We start from the raw sequence: 18,218 nt of genomic DNA, 5'->3' as shown, positions 1-18,218 counted from the left end.
GACGAAGGCGGCCCGGCTCCCCTTGCGAGGAGCCGGGCCGCCTTCAGTGAGAGGCTCGCGTTCAGCCCTTGAGTTCGCCGGCGAGCTCGTGGAAGTCGCGGCTCGGGTTGCCGAAGCGGTGCAAGGTCATCGACACCGCCTGCTCCTGCACGTAGTAGCGCAGCTCCACACGTCCCGATGTGGTCACCGGCTCATCGATGATCGCGACCTCCGGGCGAGGCGCGGCTGCGGCCAGCAGCTCGTCCTCGAACCGACCGAGCACGCGGATGCGAGCCCCCACGGTGTCGTCGTAGCGACCCTGGCCGACCATCTCGGCGAACTCGGCGGCGGTCTCGGTGCGGGCGGGAACCCCGGCATTCGTCACGGCGATCTTCACTTCTGCGGGCACATCCTCGGCCACGGACAGCTGCACCGGCGAGTCCACCGTGCGGGCTGCGTGCAGGGAGCGTTCGAGGTCGAACAGGCTCGCCTCGGCAGTGACGCGCACGGTGATCGGACGGGGACGGTAGCGGAAGATGTTCGCCTCCGCGCGCAGTCCCGTGTGGTCCTTCGCCGCACCGAATTCGGCTTCGAACCAGCGCCTGTCATCGGCCTTGGCCGCCTCAAGGTCCTGGTTGCCGGCATCGGCGAAGTGGCCGAAGAGCATGAGGTAGTTCGGGCCGCCGGCCTTCGATCCCAGGCCGACCGACGACTGCTTCCAGCCGCCGAACGACTGCCGACGCACGATCGCACCAGTGATTCCGCGGTTGACGTAGGCATTGCCGACCTCGACGCGGTCGAGCCAGGTGGTGACCTCCTCGGGATCGAGGGAATGGATGCCGCCGGTGAGGCCGAAGTCCACGGCATTCTGGAACTCGATGGCCTCATCGAGGTCCTTCGCATGCATGAGACCGAGCACCGGACCGAAGACCTCGGTGAGGTGGAAGAACGAACCGGGCTTGACCCCGTCCTTGATTCCCGGGCTCCACAGGCGCCCCGAATCGTCGAGCTGCTTGGGCTCGAGCAGCCAGGATTCGCCGGGTTCGAGCGACGTCAGCGCCCGACGCAGCTTGTCCGAGGGATCCTCGGTCAGTGGGCCCATGGTCGATGCGAGGTTCGACGGCCAATCGACGACCATCGACGAGGCGGCATCGATGAGCTGGCGACGGTAGCGCTCGGAATCGTAGGTCGATCCCACCATGATGCCCAACGAGGCGGCCGAGCACTTCTGCCCGGCATGTCCGAAGGCCGAGTACACGAGGTCGGCCATGGCGAGGTCCCGGTCCGCCGCCGGGGTGATGACCAGGGCGTTCTTGCCCGAGGTCTCCGCATTGACGTGGAGTTCGGGTCGGAAGGACTTGAACATCGCCGCGGTCTCCGAGGCACCGGTGAGGATGACCCGGTCGACATCGGGATGCGAGACGAGGTGCTGGCCGAGTTCCCGCTCGACCGGAGCGCACAGCTGCAGCACGTCCTTGGGCACGCCGGCCTGCCACAGGCAGTCGATGATGAGCGCCGAGCAATGCGGGGTCGGCTTCGACGGCTTATGGATGACCGCGGATCCGGCCGCCAGCGCCGCCACGGTGCCGCCGGTGGGAATGGCCACGGGGAAGTTCCACGGGGGAGTGATGACGACCATCTCATCGGGAGTGAAGGTCGCGCCCTCAAGGTTCTCGAGCTCGAGCGAATTCAGCGCGTAGTAGCGGATGAAGTCGATGGCCTCGGAGACCTCGGGATCGGACTGCGACGGCATCTTGCCGACCTCGGCGGCCTCGACGGCGATGAACTCACCGCGACGGGCAGCGAAGATGTCCGCGGCCCGGTGGAGGACCTCGGCGCGACCGGCGGCGCCGAGGGCCCGCCAGTCGGCAGCCGCGGCACGACCGCGGGCGATCATTTCATCGAGGTCATCCGTGGATTCGACCTTGGGCGCGTTCGGGCGGTCGTCGAGGTAGCCGGGGGCGGTCGCCTCGGCGATGATGCTGCGCACCCACTCCTGGTTGGCCGGAAGGGACGGGTCGGTGTCGGGTTCATTGAAGAACTGGGTCGGCACCACGGTCTCACCGAGTGTTTCGGTCGACCGGTTCTGGTGACGGTTCGGGGCCGGAGCGGTCTCGCCCTCGTCCTCGAGGATCGATTCGAGCTGGTTGACGGATGCGGTGAACCGGTCGGCTTCGCGCTTGAACACGTCGTTGCCGTTGGCGAGGTCGAAGATGCCGGACATGAAGTTCTCGGACGCAGAGTTCTCTTCAAGCCTGCGCACGAGGTAGGAGATCGCGACGTCGAACTCCTTCGGATGAACGGCCGGAACGTAGAGGAGGAGGTCTCCGACGTCCTCGGTAACGGCGGCGGCCTGCTCGCTGGCCATGCCCTGGAGCATCTCGAATTCGACGCGGTCGGTCACAGAGCGTTCGACGGAGAGGTGGTGGGCGAAGGCGATGTCGAAGAGGTTGTGGCCGGCCACGCCGATGCGCAGGCCCTTCATCCGCTCCCGGGTGAACAGCCAGTGCAGGACCCGCTTGTAGTTCGCATCCGTGGACTGCTTCGAATCGCACGTCGTGGCAGGCCAACCCGCGATTTCGGCGTGCACGGTCTCCATCGCGAGGTTCGCGCCCTTGACGAGGCGGACCTTGATCCCGACCCCGCCGTTCTCGACGCGACGGGAAGCGAATTCGCTCAGCCGCTGCACGGCGCCGAGCGCATCGGGCTGGTAGGCCTGGATGACGATTCCGGCCTCGAGATCCTTGAACTCCGGTTCGGAGAGCAGGCGCGTGAACACCGCGATCGTCAGTTCGAGGTCCTGGTACTCCTCCATATCGAGGTTGACGAACTTCGCACCGGTCGGGGCTTTCGCGGCCTGCTGGTAGAGCGGACGGAGGCGGTCGACGACATAGTCGACGGTCTCGTCGAAGGCCCACATCGAGATCTGCGAGGCCACGGAGGAGACCTTCACCGACACGTAGTCGACATCGTCGCGGGCGAGCAGCCGGTGGGTCTGTTCCAGGTGGTTGTCGGCTTCGCCGTCACCGAGCACGGCCTCGCCGAGGAGGTTGATGTTGAGCCGGTGACCGTCGGCGGTGAGCGCGGCCACGGTCTTGCCGAACTGCTTGTCCCGGGCGTCGACGACCATATGCCCGACCATCTGACGCAGGCGAGTGCGGGCGGCGGGCACGACGACCTGCGGGGCGATCTTGGCCAGTGCGGCACCGGCCTTGATCTGCGCGCGGTCGAGGTACGACATCGTCTCCGGCGCCAGCTTGCCGACCTCGGCCAGCGCGTCGGCGGCGGCGTGGACATCATCGGTGCGCACGACCCGATCGACGAACCCGACAGTGAAGTCGAGGCCGTTGTCATCGGAGAGGACAGCGGAGAGGCGTTCGGCTGCGGGGTTCTTCGCCGTGGTCATCGACGTCGACACTCGCAGCCACCGGCGGACGGTGTCGATCGACTGGGCGGTGAGCGAGTCGAGGTCGGTTTCGGTGTGCAGCAACTGTGCTCCTTCGGTGCTCGGATTCGGTGCTCTCACGTATCGGCGCTGACCGTGGAGCCGGGGTGTGAGATCAGTATGCGCCGCCGAAATCCGGGGGTGAAGAGATGGAGTCGACCCTTAAGAATGTTTGAGTCAGAAGTCCTAAGATAGAGGGATGTATTCCGCTGAGTTCCGTCGAGACGCGGTGTCGCTGCTGACGACATCGACCCTCGCCGAGGCGGCCGCGCGCACGGGTGCATCACCGTCGACCCTGCGTCGTTGGGCGAACCGATCCGACCTTGAGGATCGCCCCCGCAGCGGTCGCCCGCCGATCCAGGAGACCGCCGACCGGGTCGTCGAGGCTCTCGTCGCGACCGCGGGGGCCCGGATCTCCGGGCGAGACTATTCGACCCGTGCTCTGTCCGAGGCGACGGGGCTGAGTCAGAGCATCGTCTCTCGGTCGGTGAGGGCGCTGACGATCCCCGTCACCGAGGTGGCCAGCGGTTCCGAACTCGTCCTCGCTGCCAGCGGGTTTCCCCTCGTCATCGTCGGTGTTCGCAGAATCGATGCAGGTGGGGCAGGTAGCCGTGACGAGTCCGCGACGATCGTGCCGCCTCGGCGGGTCCAGCGACGCATCGCCGGAATCACCGCGGCCCTGCGGATTGCGGGAGTCGGGCGGTGGGCACAGCGATTCGACAGCGAACATCGGCAGGTCCCCACTGCCGAACTGCTCGGCCTGCTCGACGGTGACGGTGACTTCCTCGTCTTCGACCCCCTCGGTGAGGTCCCGGCCGCGGCGCCTGACGATGCGGGAACACGGGTGACGGTGTGCGCGGATTTCGACGAATTCGTCAGCGCACTCAAGGGCCGCCTCGGCGAGTGTCAGGACATTCCCGGTTCGCTTCTCGATCTGCTGGCCGACCGCGTCCGGCACGGGCTCGAAGGAGTGCTGTGGCGGGAATCGGTCCCCTACGAGCCTCAGAGAAGTTCCATTACTTCTGACTCAATGGAGATCTCGTCATGGCTGCCGAAGGAGACGCGATCGATCACCGAACACCTGGCGATCGCACTGCGTGAGGAGATCATCGACTCCGGATACGAACCCGGCGATCGGATCAATCCGCGCCTGCTGTCGCGTCGCATGCAGGTGCCCAGGGCCTCGGTCGACGCGGCGCTGCGACGGATGGTCGATGACAAACTCCTCGACGGCTCTCGCGGCGGTGCACGGATCCCCTTGATCACGACCGTCGACGTGCTCGACCTCTATGCCGCGCGCATGGCCATCGGGGAGGTCGTGCTCCGATCCTTGGCCCTGCGTCCGCAGCGCTACCTCGTGCCCGTGCAGCTGGCCCTGCGGCAGGTCGAGGCCTCGGCGCCGACACGGAGCGGAATCGACGTCGAGGACGCCGACCTCCATTTCCAGCAGGAGCTGGCCCGAGCATCGGGGCTGCGGGAATCGGCGCGTGCCTTCGAGGCCCTGACTCTGCGGCTGCGTCTGTTCATCTCCATCCTGCAGCTCGACTATTCTCCGGCCAGCGACCGCATCGTCAGCGACGACCGTGCGATGTTCAGTGCGCTGAGCCGGGCGGACGCGAAGACGGCGATCGAGGTCTGGCGCGGCAAGGTCGATAACGCCGTGAGGCATATGGCCGGTCTGCTCGGCAGGCGGCGCTTCGACCAGGAGCTGTGGACTCAGCTGACCCGCAGCCTCGGATGAGCACGGAAGCCGGGAGCCGCCTCGGCGGGGGTCGTGGTCTATATTTGTGCCGTGGAGACTTTGGTTGTGGGCGTGGCCGGCGGAACCGGCAGCGGGAAGACGACGCTGACTCAGGCGCTGTTGGACAAGTGCGAGGGACCGCCGTCGGTGCTCTTCCACGACAACTACTACAAACGGCGCGACGAACTCACCTATGCGGAGCGCGAGAAGGTCAACTACGACGATCTCGACGCCTTCGACAACGACCTCTTCGTCGACCACCTCACTGCGCTGCGGAACTCGCAGGCGGTCGACAGCCCGGTCTACGACTTCTCGATCCACAACCGCAGCGATGAGACGACGCGAGTCGAGCCCGCACCCGTCATCATCGTCGAAGGCATCCTCATCTTCGCCGAACCGCGGATCTGCCAGCTGCTCGACATCAAGCTCTTCGTCGACACCGATGCCGATGTGCGCCTGCTGCGCCGGATCAAACGCGATGTCGTCGACCGCGGGCGAACCCTGCAGTCGGTGGAGGACCAATATCTGGGCACGGTCAAGCCGATGCACGAACTCTACGTCGAGCCGTCGAAGCGCAATGCCGACCTCATCATCCCCGACGGTGGCCACAACATCGTCGCCATGGACATGATCCTCAACCGCATCCAGCGCGGAGTCGGCTGAGCCCGAAACGGAGTCGGCTGAGCCGGGAACAGTTCCTGACCTGCGCGAACGGTCTTCTTCGGGGACGGCGGCGAAGTCGTGTCAGTGCCGCTGGGTACTGTCTTCATATGGACGTCGACCCCGCACGGGAACCAGCGTCGGTTCCGGTTCCGCTGACCGAGATCACTCGGTTCGGTGACTTCCTGCGCGCACTCGACCCGGGCGAGACCGAGGCCGAGACGCTGGAGCGGATCACAGCGCTCGAAGAACTCAAGTCTGCTGTCGCCGCCGCACAGGCGAAAGAGGCAGTGGCTTTCGAGACACTGCGCATCGAGCGGGACCGGCTCAACCGGGTGCCCGCGCTCGACTGCGGAAAACGCGCCGGTGACGAGGTCGGGCTGGCGAAGAAGGTCTCGCCCGGATCGGGCCGGAAGTTCCTCAGCACTGCCCGCTCGATCGTCACGGGCATGCCCAATACCTTCACCGCTCTGGCCGGCGGGGAGATCTCCGAGGACAAGGCGCGCATCATGGTCGATGAGACCGCGGTCCTCGTCGCTGCCGATCGGCGCACGGTCGATACGCGGATGAAGCGGAGTCTGGGGCCGTCCGGGCTGCGGAGCCTGCGCGCCGAAGTGCGTGCGCTCAGTGCGGAGATGGACGCCGAGGCGGCCGCGAAGCGGGCAGCGAAAGCGAAGTCCCATCGTCGTGTGAACTTGACCGTGATCGATGACGGGATGGCCAGGATCTCCGCGATCCTGCCGCTGACGCAGGCCGTCGCCGCCTATGAGAGCCTCCGGGCCGGCGCTGAGACGATCATTGCTGCCGGTGATGCCGGCGGACGGAACCGCCAGCAGGTCATCGCCGATACGTCCGTCGAACGGCTGAGCGGGCAGGCGAGCGCAACGGCGGTGCCCGCGGAGATCCATCTGCTCGTCGACACCGAATCTCTGCTCGCCGACGGACTCGTTCCGGCCTGGCTTCCAGGGTACGGTCCGCTGCCGGCGAAGACGGCCCGAGAGTTCATCGCCGCGAACGAAGCGCAGATGTTCATCAGCCGGATCTTCACTCGCCCCGAGGATGGGCAGCTGGTGGGAACGGATGCGAAGAGCCGGGAGTTCACCGGCCGACTGCGGCAGATGATCACCTTCCGTGACGATGTCTGCCGGACCCCGTGGTGCGACGCCCCGATCCGGCACGCCGACCACGCGCAGCCTGTCGCCGCAGGCGGAGAAACCACCTGGGAGAACGGCTCCGGGCTGTGTGCGTCCTGCAACTACGCGAAGGAACATCCCGGATGGACGCACGAGGCCACGGCGGACGGGCTGCGCGTCACCACGCCGAGTGGGCGTTCCTATGAGGTGGCCACGCCAGCGGTGGTCCGTCGCATACGGTTCCCGCGTCCCGCATCAGTGTCGGAACCGGGCGGTTCGCCGCCGGGATCGGACTGGCAGCAGCTCTTCTCCCGAATCCTCGAACCGGATAGAGAGGAAGCCAGGAGAGCAGCGAGGGAAGACAGCAGGGCAACGGCCGCCGACGAAGAAGTCGGCACAGACGAACCGCAGCCGGCGGCTCAGCCGGAAGAGCTGCCACCACGGTACTGCACTCGTGCCGAGAAGATCGCCGACTGGCGCAGACGCAATGCGCACCGGCGCCCGTCCGCGAAGGACTGCGGTGGCAGCATGGTCGAGCATCAGTTGGTGCAGGTGGTTTTCGGGCCCGACTGAGCTGCGTGTCGGATCTGGAACATGGCGGCAACACCTGTCACAGAGAGACTGCAGAGAATCGTAGTTATGGACAGGGCGGGAAAGAACGAAAGCACACTTCTGACGACTGCGCGGGGGCGCAGTCTCAACCTTGTGGCGCGTGTGCTCCCATCAGGGGCGGTGGCCTGCTGGGTGATCACGATCTTCGTGCCGGTCCTCGACAGCGGAGGACCCGGCTCGATGCGGATCCGTGTGACGTCTCTCGGGTTCTCGCCGATCGACATGAATGACCTCGATGAGGTCTACCTCGTGCTCTGGGTCGTCATTCTCACCGGCGCGTTCACCGCCTGGCTGCTGTCCGCATCGAAGTGGTGGTCGATCGCGGCCATCGTTCTGGGCACAGTGCTGGGACTGCGACTCCTGCAGATGGTCGCCGATCCGCCGATCATGATGTGGGACGGGCAGACGGCCGACGGCATGCCCACCGGCGGCATGGAAGTCGCCTATCCTGCGGCAGGCTTCGGCCTGTGGGTGCTGGGAAGCCTTCTGTTCGTCGCCGCCGGCATCTGTGGCCTGGTCGCGGCCGCCCAACAGGACCATTACCGTCGTGAACGGATCAAACGTTGCATGTCGAAGCGGCATGGTCCCGCCGCGTGAAACTCGGCCCCGGGACGCTGCAAGTCGCCGACGGCAGATTGCTGCTGCGATTCGCCCAAGGGCTGTCACTGTCTGCGCTCTGCCTGTGGATCGTCATGCTGTGGGTTCCTGTCTGCGCCAGTCCCGAGGATCCCGCCGAATCACCGCGTCCACCGCGCATTATCGTCACTGCCCTCGGTGGAGCGCCATTCGACCTCGAAGAAGCACATGTGCCGTACGTCCTGGTCGCACTCGGGGTCCTCGCATGTGCAGCTGCTGCTTTCCTCCTCACCGTCCGGCCTCAGCCCGATATGCACCCGTGGCCGGAAGTCGTCGCACGTATGTGGTCCGTCGGCACGCTCCTTCTGAGTCTCTGTGCCTTCATCGTCTTAGCCGAACTGTTGGCGAATCTGCCGACGATCATGTGGGACGCCGTCGACGATCAGGGGCGGCCGATCTTCGGGACGGTCGTCGCCCAACCGTCGATGGGCGCAGGGCTGTGGCTCATCGGCTGCCTCAGTCTGCTGGCCGCGGGAGTCTGCGGCCTCCTCGGCGACGTCAGGCGGAGGAAAGCAGCACCCGCTCACTACGCAAACGCCAGAATCACCCCTTGGCCCCGGGGGAACCGAACGCACCGCCTCGCGCAGCGGCTGCCGTGGGTCGCGGTCGCCTGCTGGGTGCTGATGATCTGGGTACCGCTCTTCGACAGCGGCGACCATGGTGATGATCGACTCACGGTGACATCACTCGGACGGGTACCCCTCGATCTCGCCGACCTCACCCCGGAAGTCATCCTGCCTTGGGCGGTCGTTCTCGCCTGCGCAGCAACTGCGAAGCGGTTCGACACAATTGCCCACTGGCCTCTTCTGTCGGCGGCAGTCGGAGTCGGCCTGTTCATCCAGCAGGCGACGATGGTCACCGATCTTCCGAGCGAGTGCGTGATCAGCACCGACGCCGACGGTGAAACGATCAGTGCCTTCATCGTCGGGTATCCCTCAGAAGGCCACTATCTCTGGACGCTCGGATGTTGTGCACTCATCGCCGCAGGCATCTGCGGACTCCTCAGCGACTGGCGTCGGATCGACCGGCAGATGCAGCGGCAGACAAAGCGTCCGCCGGAAAAGATTCTCCGCGGACGCCAACGCAAGCTGCAGAAGTGGGCTCGGCTGCTGCCGTTCATCGCGGTCGCCATGTGGATCGCCACGATCTTCATCCCCGTCGTCGACAGCCTGAGCGACGTCGGTCCGCGCATCCGGTGGACCTCGCTGGGAGACTTGACGTTCGATGACGGCGGTGAAATGCTGCCGTCTTTCATTCTCCTTTGGGCGATTGTGGTCGGCTTCGCCGCGCTCGGCCTGGGCTTCGCCGTTGACCAATGGTGGAACGTGACTGCCGTGCTCATTGCGGCGCTCATCGTCTTCATCGTCATCGCCATCCTTCTCAATCCTCCGACGATTATGTGGGACGGACAGCTGCCCGACGGCACACCGATCGGGGGCATGGAAGTCGGATGGCCGTCGTTCGGCTTCGGACTGTGGCTCATCGGCGCGGCCTCACTCGCCGCGGCCGGCGCCTGCGGGTTCGCGGCGAAAGCACAGCGCCCCCGACACACAGTCGAGGGCGCTTGAGTCTCAGCGAACCGAAATTCGACCGAGGGCGGAAAAGGGCTGAGCCTCCCGGGCATCACTTCACCGGTTCGAAGACTCCTGCGAAGAAGTCGCCGATCTCGGCATGTGCGTCCAACGGGAAGATGCCGGAGACGTACTGGTCGGGGCGGACCACGACGACGGCGCCGTCGCGGCTGATCTCACGGGCCTCGAAGATGTCCTCGTCGGGCAGGGTCGCGTAGATCTTCTCCACGTATTCGAGATCGTAGGCACCCACGTGCGGACGGAAGACCGTCGGCACATCGGGAAACGCGAACTCCTTGTGTTCCTGCTGGTAGATGACGCTGAGCTCGACGAGGGCATCGGGATCCTCACCCTCCCAGCGGAAGGCGACCAGGGGAGAGGCCGGATCAGATTCGAGCCACTCCGCCAGCGCCGCCACCTTCGACTCACCTGCGGAGCCGCCAGCAGAGCCGCCAGCGGAGCTGTCGACGACCGGAGCGGCCCGATCGGCGAAGACATAGACTCTCCAGCGACCATCGGCACGCGCTTCGTGACCGAGGTGGATGAAGTTCGCATCGCAGCTGCGCTTGACCCGAGCCGACTTGAACCGCTTGCCGATCGGGAATCCGACCGCGAGCTCCTGATGCGTCGTCGGCGTCGTGATCATCGACGCCGTGTACTCGGTCATGAACCCGGCTGGGAACTCCGCGGTCTTGACGTAGAAGTCCTCGAGGTAGGTCTTGTCCGGCAGCTCCTCCTGCGGAGTTGCCATGAGCGTCGACCATTCCTTGTCGAACTCGATGAGATTCTTCGCCGCCACCTGCCGTTCGGCCGAGTAGGTGCGCAGCAGCTCCGTCGACGACCGGCCCGAGATGACCTGCCCGAGCTTCCACGCGATGTTGAAGCCGTCCTGCATGGACACGTTCATTCCCTGTCCGGCCTTCGCCGAGTGCGTATGGCAGGCATCGCCGGTGATGAACACGCGTGGGCACTGCGAATCGGGTGCGGTCTCATCGGTGTCGTCGAAGGCGTCCGTGAGCCTGTGCCCGACCTCGTAGACCGAATGCCAGGCCACGTTCTTCACGTCGATGCTGTAGGGCGCGATGATCGCATTCGCCCGGCGGATGATCTCGTCGATGCTCGTCGACCGCACCTTGCGCGCATCATCTTCGGGCACCTCGCCGAGATCCACGTACATCCGGAACAGATGCCCGCCCTCGCGGGGGATGTGGAGGATGTTGCCGTGCTTCGACGAGATCGCGCACTTGGTGCGGATATCGGGGAAATCGGAATCTGCGAGCACATCCATCACACCCCAGGCATGATTGGCCTGATCGCCGGACATCGTCCGACCGATCGACGACCGGACCTTCGACCGGGCACCGTCGCAGCCGACGACGTAGCCGGCGCGGATGGTGCGTTCCTCCCCGGTGCGCTCGCCTGCGGTGTAACGGACGGTGACCGATACCGGATGATCCTTCGCCGAGGCGGTCGCGGCGTCCTGGTCGACCGTGAGGTCGACGAATTCGATCCCGTAGTCGGGCGTGATCTTGCCGGGGGACTGGGCGGCGAACTGGGCGAAGTAGTCGAGCACGCGTGCCTGGTTGACGATGAGGTGCGGGAATTCGCTGATCCCGTGCTCGTCGTCCTTAGGCCGACCGGTGCGGATGATGTGTTCGGGGTTCTCCGGATCCGGATTCCAGAACGCCATCTCCGTGATGTGGTAGCCCTCGCGCATGATCTCCTCGGCAAAGCCGAACGCCTGGAAGGTCTCGACGGAACGCGCCTGGATGCCGTCGGCCTGACCGATGACCAGCCGCGAATCGCGCTTCTCGATCATTCGTGCGTTCACGTGCGGGTACTGCGACAGCTGGGCCGCGGCGATCATCCCCGCGGGACCGCTGCCGACGATGAGGACATCGACCTCATCGGGCAGCTCCTCGCTGCGCTCGATTCCGTACCCAGCGGCCTCTTCGATCCGCGGGTCCGCGGACACGTAGCCGTTCTGATGGAAATGCATGTCAACCTCCGGTTCGTGACACGTCGTCGTGATATTCGAATGCTATCAGTTCATATACGATCTGGTGTCGGCGGGGTGGCGCCGGTCACTGTCATCGCAGGTCACCTGCGGCGCCCCGATCCCGATGATCGGGCTCACCGCCTGCTCGTCCTCGTGGTCGGGGCCCAGCGGAATTCCGGTGCGATCACGCAGCAGCAGGGTCGCGGCGAGGGCGAGCACGGCGACGACGCCCAGGTACACCGCCACCGAAGCGGTCGTTCCCGTCGATGACACGAGGCCCTTCGCGATCGTCGGGGCGAAGGCGCCGCCGAGGATCGACCCGATCGCATAGGAGACCGAGACCCCGGAGAAGCGGACGCTGGAGGGGAACAGCTCGGCGTACATCGCCGGCTGCTGACCGTAGGTGAAGCCCAAGCCGATGGTGAGGACGACGAGTCCGAGCACGAGCATGCCCACCGAACCGGTGTTGACCAGCGGGAACAGAGAGAAGATGCCCGCGAGCAGGAGGATCCAGCCGAGGATGTAGGTGTTCCGGCGTCCGATCCTGTCCGAGACGGCGCCCGCGATGATCGTGAACACCAGCCAGGACACCGCCGAGGCGGCCACGGCCCAGAGCACGGGACCGCGCTCGAGGCCGATCGGTCCGGCCGGGTCCGTGGCGTAGTTCTGGATGTATCCGCCGGTGGTCATGTATCCGGCGGCGTTGTTGCCCATGAAGACGAGCGAGGCGAGGACGACGAGCAGCCAATGGCTCTTGATGAGCGTGCCCAGCGGGTTCGTCACCTGCTCCTTGCGTTCGGCGATCTCATGGAAGACGGGGGATTCCTCGACTCCGCGGCGGATCCAATAGCCGATGAAGACGAGCACGATGGAGAGGAAGAACGGCACCCGCCAGCCCCATTCGAGGAAGGCATCGCCCGGGGCGATCGACGTCATCAGGGCGAGTACGCCCGAGGACAGCAGGAGCCCGATGGACACGCCGATCTGCGGGAAGGAACCGCGCAGTCCGCGTGACTTCGCATCCGCGTGCTCGACGGCGAGCAGGACGGCTCCGCCCCATTCTCCGCCGGCCGAGATGCCCTGGATGATGCGCAGGGCGATGAGCAGGATCGGAGCGAGCACGCCCGCGGATTCGAAGGTCGGCAGGAAGCCGATGAGCGCAGTTGCGGCGCCCATGGCGATGAGCGTGATGATGAGGACCACCCGGCGGCCGAGCTTGTCGCCGAAATGTCCGGCGAGGAATGCGCCCAAGGGGCGGAAGAGGAAGCTGATCCCGACCGTCGCGAAGGCGACCATGGTCGACAGCGTCGATCCGAGCGGGCCGAAGAAGAGCTGGTTGAAGATCAGCCCCGAGGCCGCCGCGTAGAGGAAGTAGTCGTACCACTCGATGCTCGTGCCGACGATCGTCGCGAACGCCACCCGGGTCTGAGTGTGCTTCTGTGCTGCCATGACTCCTGTGTCCTGTCGTGCGTCTGCAGTGCATCCCGGCCACATTCTCTGTGGCCCGGATTACTTGTCCTCCGGAACCGTATCATATACGATTTGAAGTGAAGCTAATCGAAATGAGGTGTGAGATCGATGTCGACTCCAGCAGGTGTTCCCGCCCGTCCGGGCAAGATCATTGCCGTTCATGTGGCCTACGAGTCCCGTGCGGCGCAACGAGGAAAGCGCCCCGCCCAGCCGTCCTACTTCCTCAAAGCGGCCAGCTCCGTCGCCGCCTCCGGCCAGTCCATCGAACGCCCGGCAGGCACCTCGCTGCTCGCCTTCGAAGGTGAGATCGCCGTCGTCATCGGCACGTCTGCCCGCAATGTCACCGAGGCCGACGCCTGGTCATATGTGGCCGGCGTGACCGCGTCGAACGACTTCGGCCTCTACGACATGAAGACCCCGGACAAGGGATCGAACGTGCGCTCGAAGAGCCGCGACGGATACACCCCGCTGGGTCCCGAGCTCATTCCCGCCGCCGAGGCGGCCCCCGACTCCCTGCGCCTGCGCACGTGGGTCAACGGCGAGGTCGTCCAGGACGACGGTACGCGAGCCGACCAGCTCATCTTCACCCTCCCGCGCATCGTCGCGGACCTCAGCCAGCACCTCACCCTCGAGCCCGGTGACGTCATCCTCACCGGCACCCCGGCCGGATCCTCGGTCGTCGCCCCCGGTGACACGGTCGAGGTCGAGGTCACGGCCGCCTCGGCGAACGGGGAGGAGCTGAGCTCGGGACGATTGACCACCACGGTCGTCGACGGACCCGGCGACTTCGACGAGAAGCTCGGCAGCCTGCCCGCGGTGAACGAAGCACTCACCGTCGATGCCTGGGGCTCACGTGTTGCCGCCGGACTCGCCCCGGAGGGCGACGCCGATGACACGGCCGCGAACGCACTCGACGCCGACCTCGTCGCCAAACTCACCGAGGCTCCGACCGCGGGTCTGTCGGCTCAGCTGCGGTCGCGTGGACTCAACAATGTCGTCATCGAAGGCGTGGCCCCGCTGAAACCGGGAGCGAAGATCGTCGGCAGCGCGAAGACATTGCGCTTCGTCCCCAACCGCGAAGACCTGTTCAAGTCCCACGGCGGCGGTTTCAACGCCCAGAAGCAGGCCTTCGACTCGATCCGCCCCGGCGAGGTCGTCGTCATCGAGGCCCGCGGCGAATCCGGCTCGGGCACCCTCGGCGACATCCTCGCCCTGCGCGCGAAATCTCTCGGTGCCGCCGGCGTCGTCACCGACGGGGGAGTCCGCGACTCCGCCGAAGTGGCCGAGATCCTGCCCGTGTTCTCCACCGCGAAGCACCCCGCCGTGCTCGGTCGCAAGCACGTGCCGTGGGAATCGGACGTGGCCGTGGCCTGCGGAAACGCCACCGTCCTGCCCGGCGATGTCATCGTCGCCGACGATGACGGAGCCATCGTCATCCCCCGTGGCCTCGTCGAAGAAGTCGTCGACGCGGCGCTGGCCAAGGAGGTCGAGGACGGTTGGGTGGCCGAACAGGTCGCTGCCGGCAACCCGATCGAAGAGCTCTTCCCGCCCAAGGGCGAATGGAAGGCGAAATTCGACGAATGGAAGGCCTCACGGTGAAGACCGAACAGGCAACGACCGCGGCCCCGTCCCTGAGCAAGGCCGAGACCGCCTACCGCTGGATCCGCGAGCGCGTCGCCGACCAGACCTACCAGCCCGGGCACAAACTTGTGCTCGCGCAGATCGCCCTCGAACTCGACACCTCCGTGGTGCCGGTGCGCGAGGCCATCCGCCGGCTGGAGGCCGACGGGCTCGTGACCTTCGAGCGCAACGTCGGGGCCCGCGTGGCCATGGTCGACCAGGGCTCCTACACCCAGTCGATGGAAGCGGTCGCGATTCTCGAGGCCGCGGCCGTCGCCCAAGCTCAGGGCCACCTCGGCGCCGATGATCTCGATGCCGCGGAGCAGATCAACGATCGGATGCGGGCGCTGCTCGACGAATTCGAACCTGCCGAGTTCACCCGACTCAACCACGAATTCCACGAGACGCTCTACCGGCGCTGCCCGAACGAGCGGCTGTGCACCCTCGTCGAACTCGAATGGGACCGACTCAACCACCTGCGGGATTCGACGTTCTCCTTCGTCCCCGAACGGGCGTTGGAATCGGTGGAGGAACACTCCCGCATCGTCGCCCTCATCCGAGCCCGCGCCTCGGCGCAGGAGGTCGAACGGGCCGTGCGCGAGCACCGCTCGGCCACTCTGCACAGCTTCCAGAACTCCCAGACGACCACAGCCCCGACCACGGATCTGCAGACAGATTCACGAAAGGACAACTCATGACACAGTCCACCACCCTGCCGGCCGCAATGCCGGAGAAGATCCGCCACTACATCGGCGGCGAGTTCGTCGACTCCATCGACGGAGACGAATTCGACGTCCTCAACCCGGTGACGAACGAGCCCTACATCACGGCCGCCTCGGGCAAGAAAGCCGATATCGAAGCCGCCGTCGCCGCGGCGAAGACGGCCTTCGACGAGGGCCCGTGGCCGACGATGCTGCCGCGTGAGCGCGCCCGCATCCTAGGCAAAATCGCCGATATCGTCGAATCCCGCAAGGACGAACTCGCCGCCATGGAGTCCTTCGACTCCGGACTGCCGATCACCCAGGCCAAGGGGCAGGCGGCGCGCGCAGCGGAGAACTTCCGCTTCTTCGCCGACCTCATCGTCGCTCAGGTCGATGACGCCTTCAAGGTCCCCGGCCGCCAGGCGAACTACGTCAACCGCAAGCCGATCGGCGTGGCCGGGCTCATCACTCCGTGGAACACGCCGTTCATGCTCGAGTCCTGGAAGCTGGGACCGGCGATCGCGACCGGCAACACCGTCGTGCTCAAACCCGCCGAGTTCACTCCGCTCTCGGCCTCCCTGTGGCCGGGCATCTTCGAAGAGGCAGGACTGCCCACCGGTGTGTTCAACATGGTCAACGGCTTCGGTGAGGAAGGTTTCGCCGGCGATTCGCTCGTCAAGCACCCCGACGTTCCGCTCATCTCCTTCACCGGCGAATCGAGCACCGGCCAGACGATCTTCGCCAATGCCGCTCCCTGGCTCAAGGGCCTGTCGATGGAGCTCGGCGGCAAGTCCCCGGCCGTCGTCTTCGCCGACGCGGACATCGAGGCTGCCGTCAATGCCACGATCTTCGGCGTCTTCTCCCTCAACGGGGAGCGCTGCACCGCCGGTTCGCGCATCCTCGTCGAGGAATCGATCTACGACGAGTTCGTCGAGCGATACGCGGCCCAGGCCAAGCGCGTGAAGGTCGGTCTGCCCTCGGATCCCGCCACCGAGGTGGCTGCGCTCGTCCACCCCGAGCACCATGAGAAGGTCATGTCCTACGTCGAGATCGGCAAGTCCGAGGCCCGCCTCGTCGCCGGCGGCGGACGCCCCGAGGGCTTCGAGACAGGAAACTTCGTCCAGCCGACCGTGTTCGCCGACGTGAAGTCCGACGCGCGGATCTTCCAGGAGGAGATCTTCGGGCCCGTCGTCGCCATCACCCCGTTCTCCTCCGACGAGGAGGCCCTGGAGTTGGCGAACAACACGAAGTACGGTCTGGCCGCCTATATCTGGACCTCGGATCTCAAGCGCGCCCACAACTTCTCCCAGGCCGTCGAATCGGGAATGGTGTGGTTGAACTCGAACAACGTCCGCGACCTGCGCACCCCCTTCGGCGGCGTCAAGGCCTCGGGGCTCGGCCACGAGGGCGGCTACCGGTCGATTGACTTCTACACAGAACAGCAGTCCGTGCACATCAACCTCGGCGAGGTCCACAACCCCGTCTTCGGAAAGCAGTGAAGCAGCCATGACCAAACGCACTGATATGACTCGGACCTCTGCCGGCTATTTCGTCAGCCAGGAGACGAGCATCGCCGCCGACAACCCCATCGCCACGCCGCAGGCGAGCCCGCCCGACATCCTCCGCTGCGCCTATATGGAACTCGTCGTCACCGATCTGGCCGCGTCGCGGGAGTTCTACGTCGACGTGCTCGGACTCTATGTCACCGAGGAGGACGAGAACACGCTCTACCTGCGCTCGACGGAGGAGTTCATCCACCACAACCTGGTCCTGCGCAAGGGCGAGGTCGCTGCCGTGGCCGCGTTCTCCTACCGGGTGCGCAGCCCGGAAGAGCTCGACAAGGCCGTGGCCTTCTACACCGAACTCGGCTGCGATGTCCGCCGCAGCCCCGACGGCTTCGTCAAGGGTGTGGGCGACTCCGTGCGGGTGGTCGACCCGCTCGGCTTCCCGTACGAGTTCTTCTACCAGTCCGATCATGTCGAACGCATGTCGTGGCGCTACGACCTGCACATCCCCGGCGAACTCGTCCGCCTCGACCACTTCAATCAGGTCACCCCGGATGTGCCGCGGGCGGTGAAGTACATGCAGGACCTCGGCTTCCGCGTCACGGAGGACATCCAGGACGAAGAGGGCACGGTCTACGCCGCGTGGATGCGCCGCAAGTCCACCGTCCATGACACGGCGATGACCGGCGGAGATGGACCGCGCATGCACCATGTCTGCTTCGCCACGCATGAGAAGCACAACATCCTCTCCATCTGCGACAAGCTCGGTGCCCTCCGCCGGTCCGACTCGATCGAACGCGGACCCGGACGCCACGGCGTCTCGAATGCGTTCTACCTCTACCTGCGCGACCCCGACGGACACCGCGTCGAGGTCTACACGCAGGACTACTACACCGGCGACCCGGACAATCCGGTCATCACGTGGGACGTCCACGACAATCAGCGCCGCGACTGGTGGGGCAATCCCGTTGTGCCGTCCTGGTACACGGATGCCTCACTCGTCCTCGATCTCGACGGCAACCCGCAGCCCGTGCACGCCCGCACGGACGATTCGGAGATGGCCGTGACGATCGGTGCCGACGGGTTCTCCTACACCCGCGCGGATGAGAACGAGGGCAAGCTGGGCAACCAGCTCTGAAAGGAATC

General features: G+C 65.8%; 12 protein-coding genes. 9 read left to right on the top strand and 3 right to left on the bottom strand.

The genetic code is table 11. From position 1 onward, the window contains the following. Positions 1-61: 61 nt before the first annotated feature. Positions 62-3,469: a bifunctional proline dehydrogenase/L-glutamate gamma-semialdehyde dehydrogenase gene (locus AD89_RS0102450; RefSeq protein ID WP_155807355.1), complete on the bottom strand. Its 3,408-nt coding sequence runs from the start codon at positions 3,467-3,469 to the stop codon at positions 62-64. Positions 3,470-3,623: 154 nt separating this feature from the next. Between AD89_RS0102450 and AD89_RS0102445 the strand changes: the two genes are divergently transcribed. From AD89_RS0102445 to AD89_RS0102425, 5 genes are all read left to right on the top strand, one after another. Next, on the top strand, positions 3,624-5,165 hold the full coding sequence (locus tag AD89_RS0102445; RefSeq protein WP_025777020.1) for an FCD domain-containing protein: 1,542 nt from the start codon (positions 3,624-3,626) through the stop codon (positions 5,163-5,165). A gap of 51 nt (positions 5,166-5,216) precedes the next feature. Continuing rightward, complete coding sequence (gene udk / locus AD89_RS0102440) at positions 5,217-5,828, top strand: uridine kinase (protein ID WP_025777019.1); 612 nt, start codon at positions 5,217-5,219, stop codon at positions 5,826-5,828. A 107-nt stretch (positions 5,829-5,935) separates the two neighbouring features. After that, a complete protein-coding gene (locus tag AD89_RS17960; RefSeq protein WP_025777018.1) occupies positions 5,936-7,531 on the top strand; it encodes an HNH endonuclease in 1,596 nt (531 codons plus the stop codon). A gap of 66 nt (positions 7,532-7,597) precedes the next feature. Next, the gene (locus AD89_RS0102430; RefSeq protein WP_197021702.1) at positions 7,598-8,167 is read left to right on the top strand and encodes a hypothetical protein; all 570 of its coding nucleotides are present in this window, start codon (positions 7,598-7,600) and stop codon (positions 8,165-8,167) included. After that, positions 8,164-9,774 carry a hypothetical protein gene (locus AD89_RS0102425; protein WP_155807353.1) on the top strand — a complete coding sequence of 537 codons (1,611 nt, stop codon included), beginning with the start codon at positions 8,164-8,166 and terminating at the stop codon, positions 9,772-9,774. The genes AD89_RS0102430 and AD89_RS0102425 overlap by 4 nt, the downstream gene beginning before the upstream one ends. Before the next feature lie 55 nt (positions 9,775-9,829). Here the strand turns inward: AD89_RS0102425 and AD89_RS0102420 are convergent, their stop codons facing one another. Together AD89_RS0102420 and AD89_RS0102415 are read right to left on the bottom strand one after the other, a co-directional pair. Continuing rightward, positions 9,830-11,776, bottom strand: a complete 1,947-nt coding sequence (locus AD89_RS0102420; protein ID WP_025777015.1) for an FAD-binding monooxygenase — start codon at positions 11,774-11,776, stop codon at positions 9,830-9,832. Between the two features lie 45 nt (positions 11,777-11,821). Then, entirely contained in the window at positions 11,822-13,225 is a 1,404-nt protein-coding gene (locus AD89_RS0102415) for an MFS transporter (protein WP_025777014.1), read from the bottom strand. 129 nt (positions 13,226-13,354) lie between these two features. Here AD89_RS0102415 and AD89_RS0102410 point away from each other — a divergent pair, with 129 nt between their 5' ends. Genes AD89_RS0102410 through hpaD form a run of 4 tightly spaced genes read left to right on the top strand, consistent with a single transcriptional unit; the run spans position 13,355 to position 18,210 of the window. Next, the gene (locus AD89_RS0102410; protein WP_025777013.1) at positions 13,355-14,845 is read left to right on the top strand and encodes a fumarylacetoacetate hydrolase family protein; all 1,491 of its coding nucleotides are present in this window, start codon (positions 13,355-13,357) and stop codon (positions 14,843-14,845) included. Further along, positions 14,827-15,564, top strand: coding sequence for a GntR family transcriptional regulator (locus tag AD89_RS0102405; RefSeq protein WP_025777012.1), 738 nt, complete (start codon positions 14,827-14,829; stop codon positions 15,562-15,564). Before AD89_RS0102410 ends, AD89_RS0102405 begins: the two co-directional genes overlap by 19 nt. Next, a complete protein-coding gene (locus AD89_RS0102400; protein WP_025777011.1) occupies positions 15,561-17,066 on the top strand; it encodes an aldehyde dehydrogenase in 1,506 nt (501 codons plus the stop codon). Before AD89_RS0102405 ends, AD89_RS0102400 begins: the two co-directional genes overlap by 4 nt. A 7-nt stretch (positions 17,067-17,073) precedes the next feature. Next, positions 17,074-18,210: a 3,4-dihydroxyphenylacetate 2,3-dioxygenase gene (gene hpaD / locus AD89_RS0102395; RefSeq protein WP_025777010.1), complete on the top strand. Its 1,137-nt coding sequence runs from the start codon at positions 17,074-17,076 to the stop codon at positions 18,208-18,210. Positions 18,211-18,218: the final 8 nt, after the last annotated feature.

This window comes from Brevibacterium sp. VCM10 (assembly GCF_000583215.1).
Taxonomy (GTDB): Bacteria; Actinomycetota; Actinomycetes; order Actinomycetales; family Brevibacteriaceae; genus Brevibacterium; species Brevibacterium linens.
Note: the sequence above shows the minus strand (reverse complement) of the source record. Positions and strands in the feature narration are given on the sequence as shown.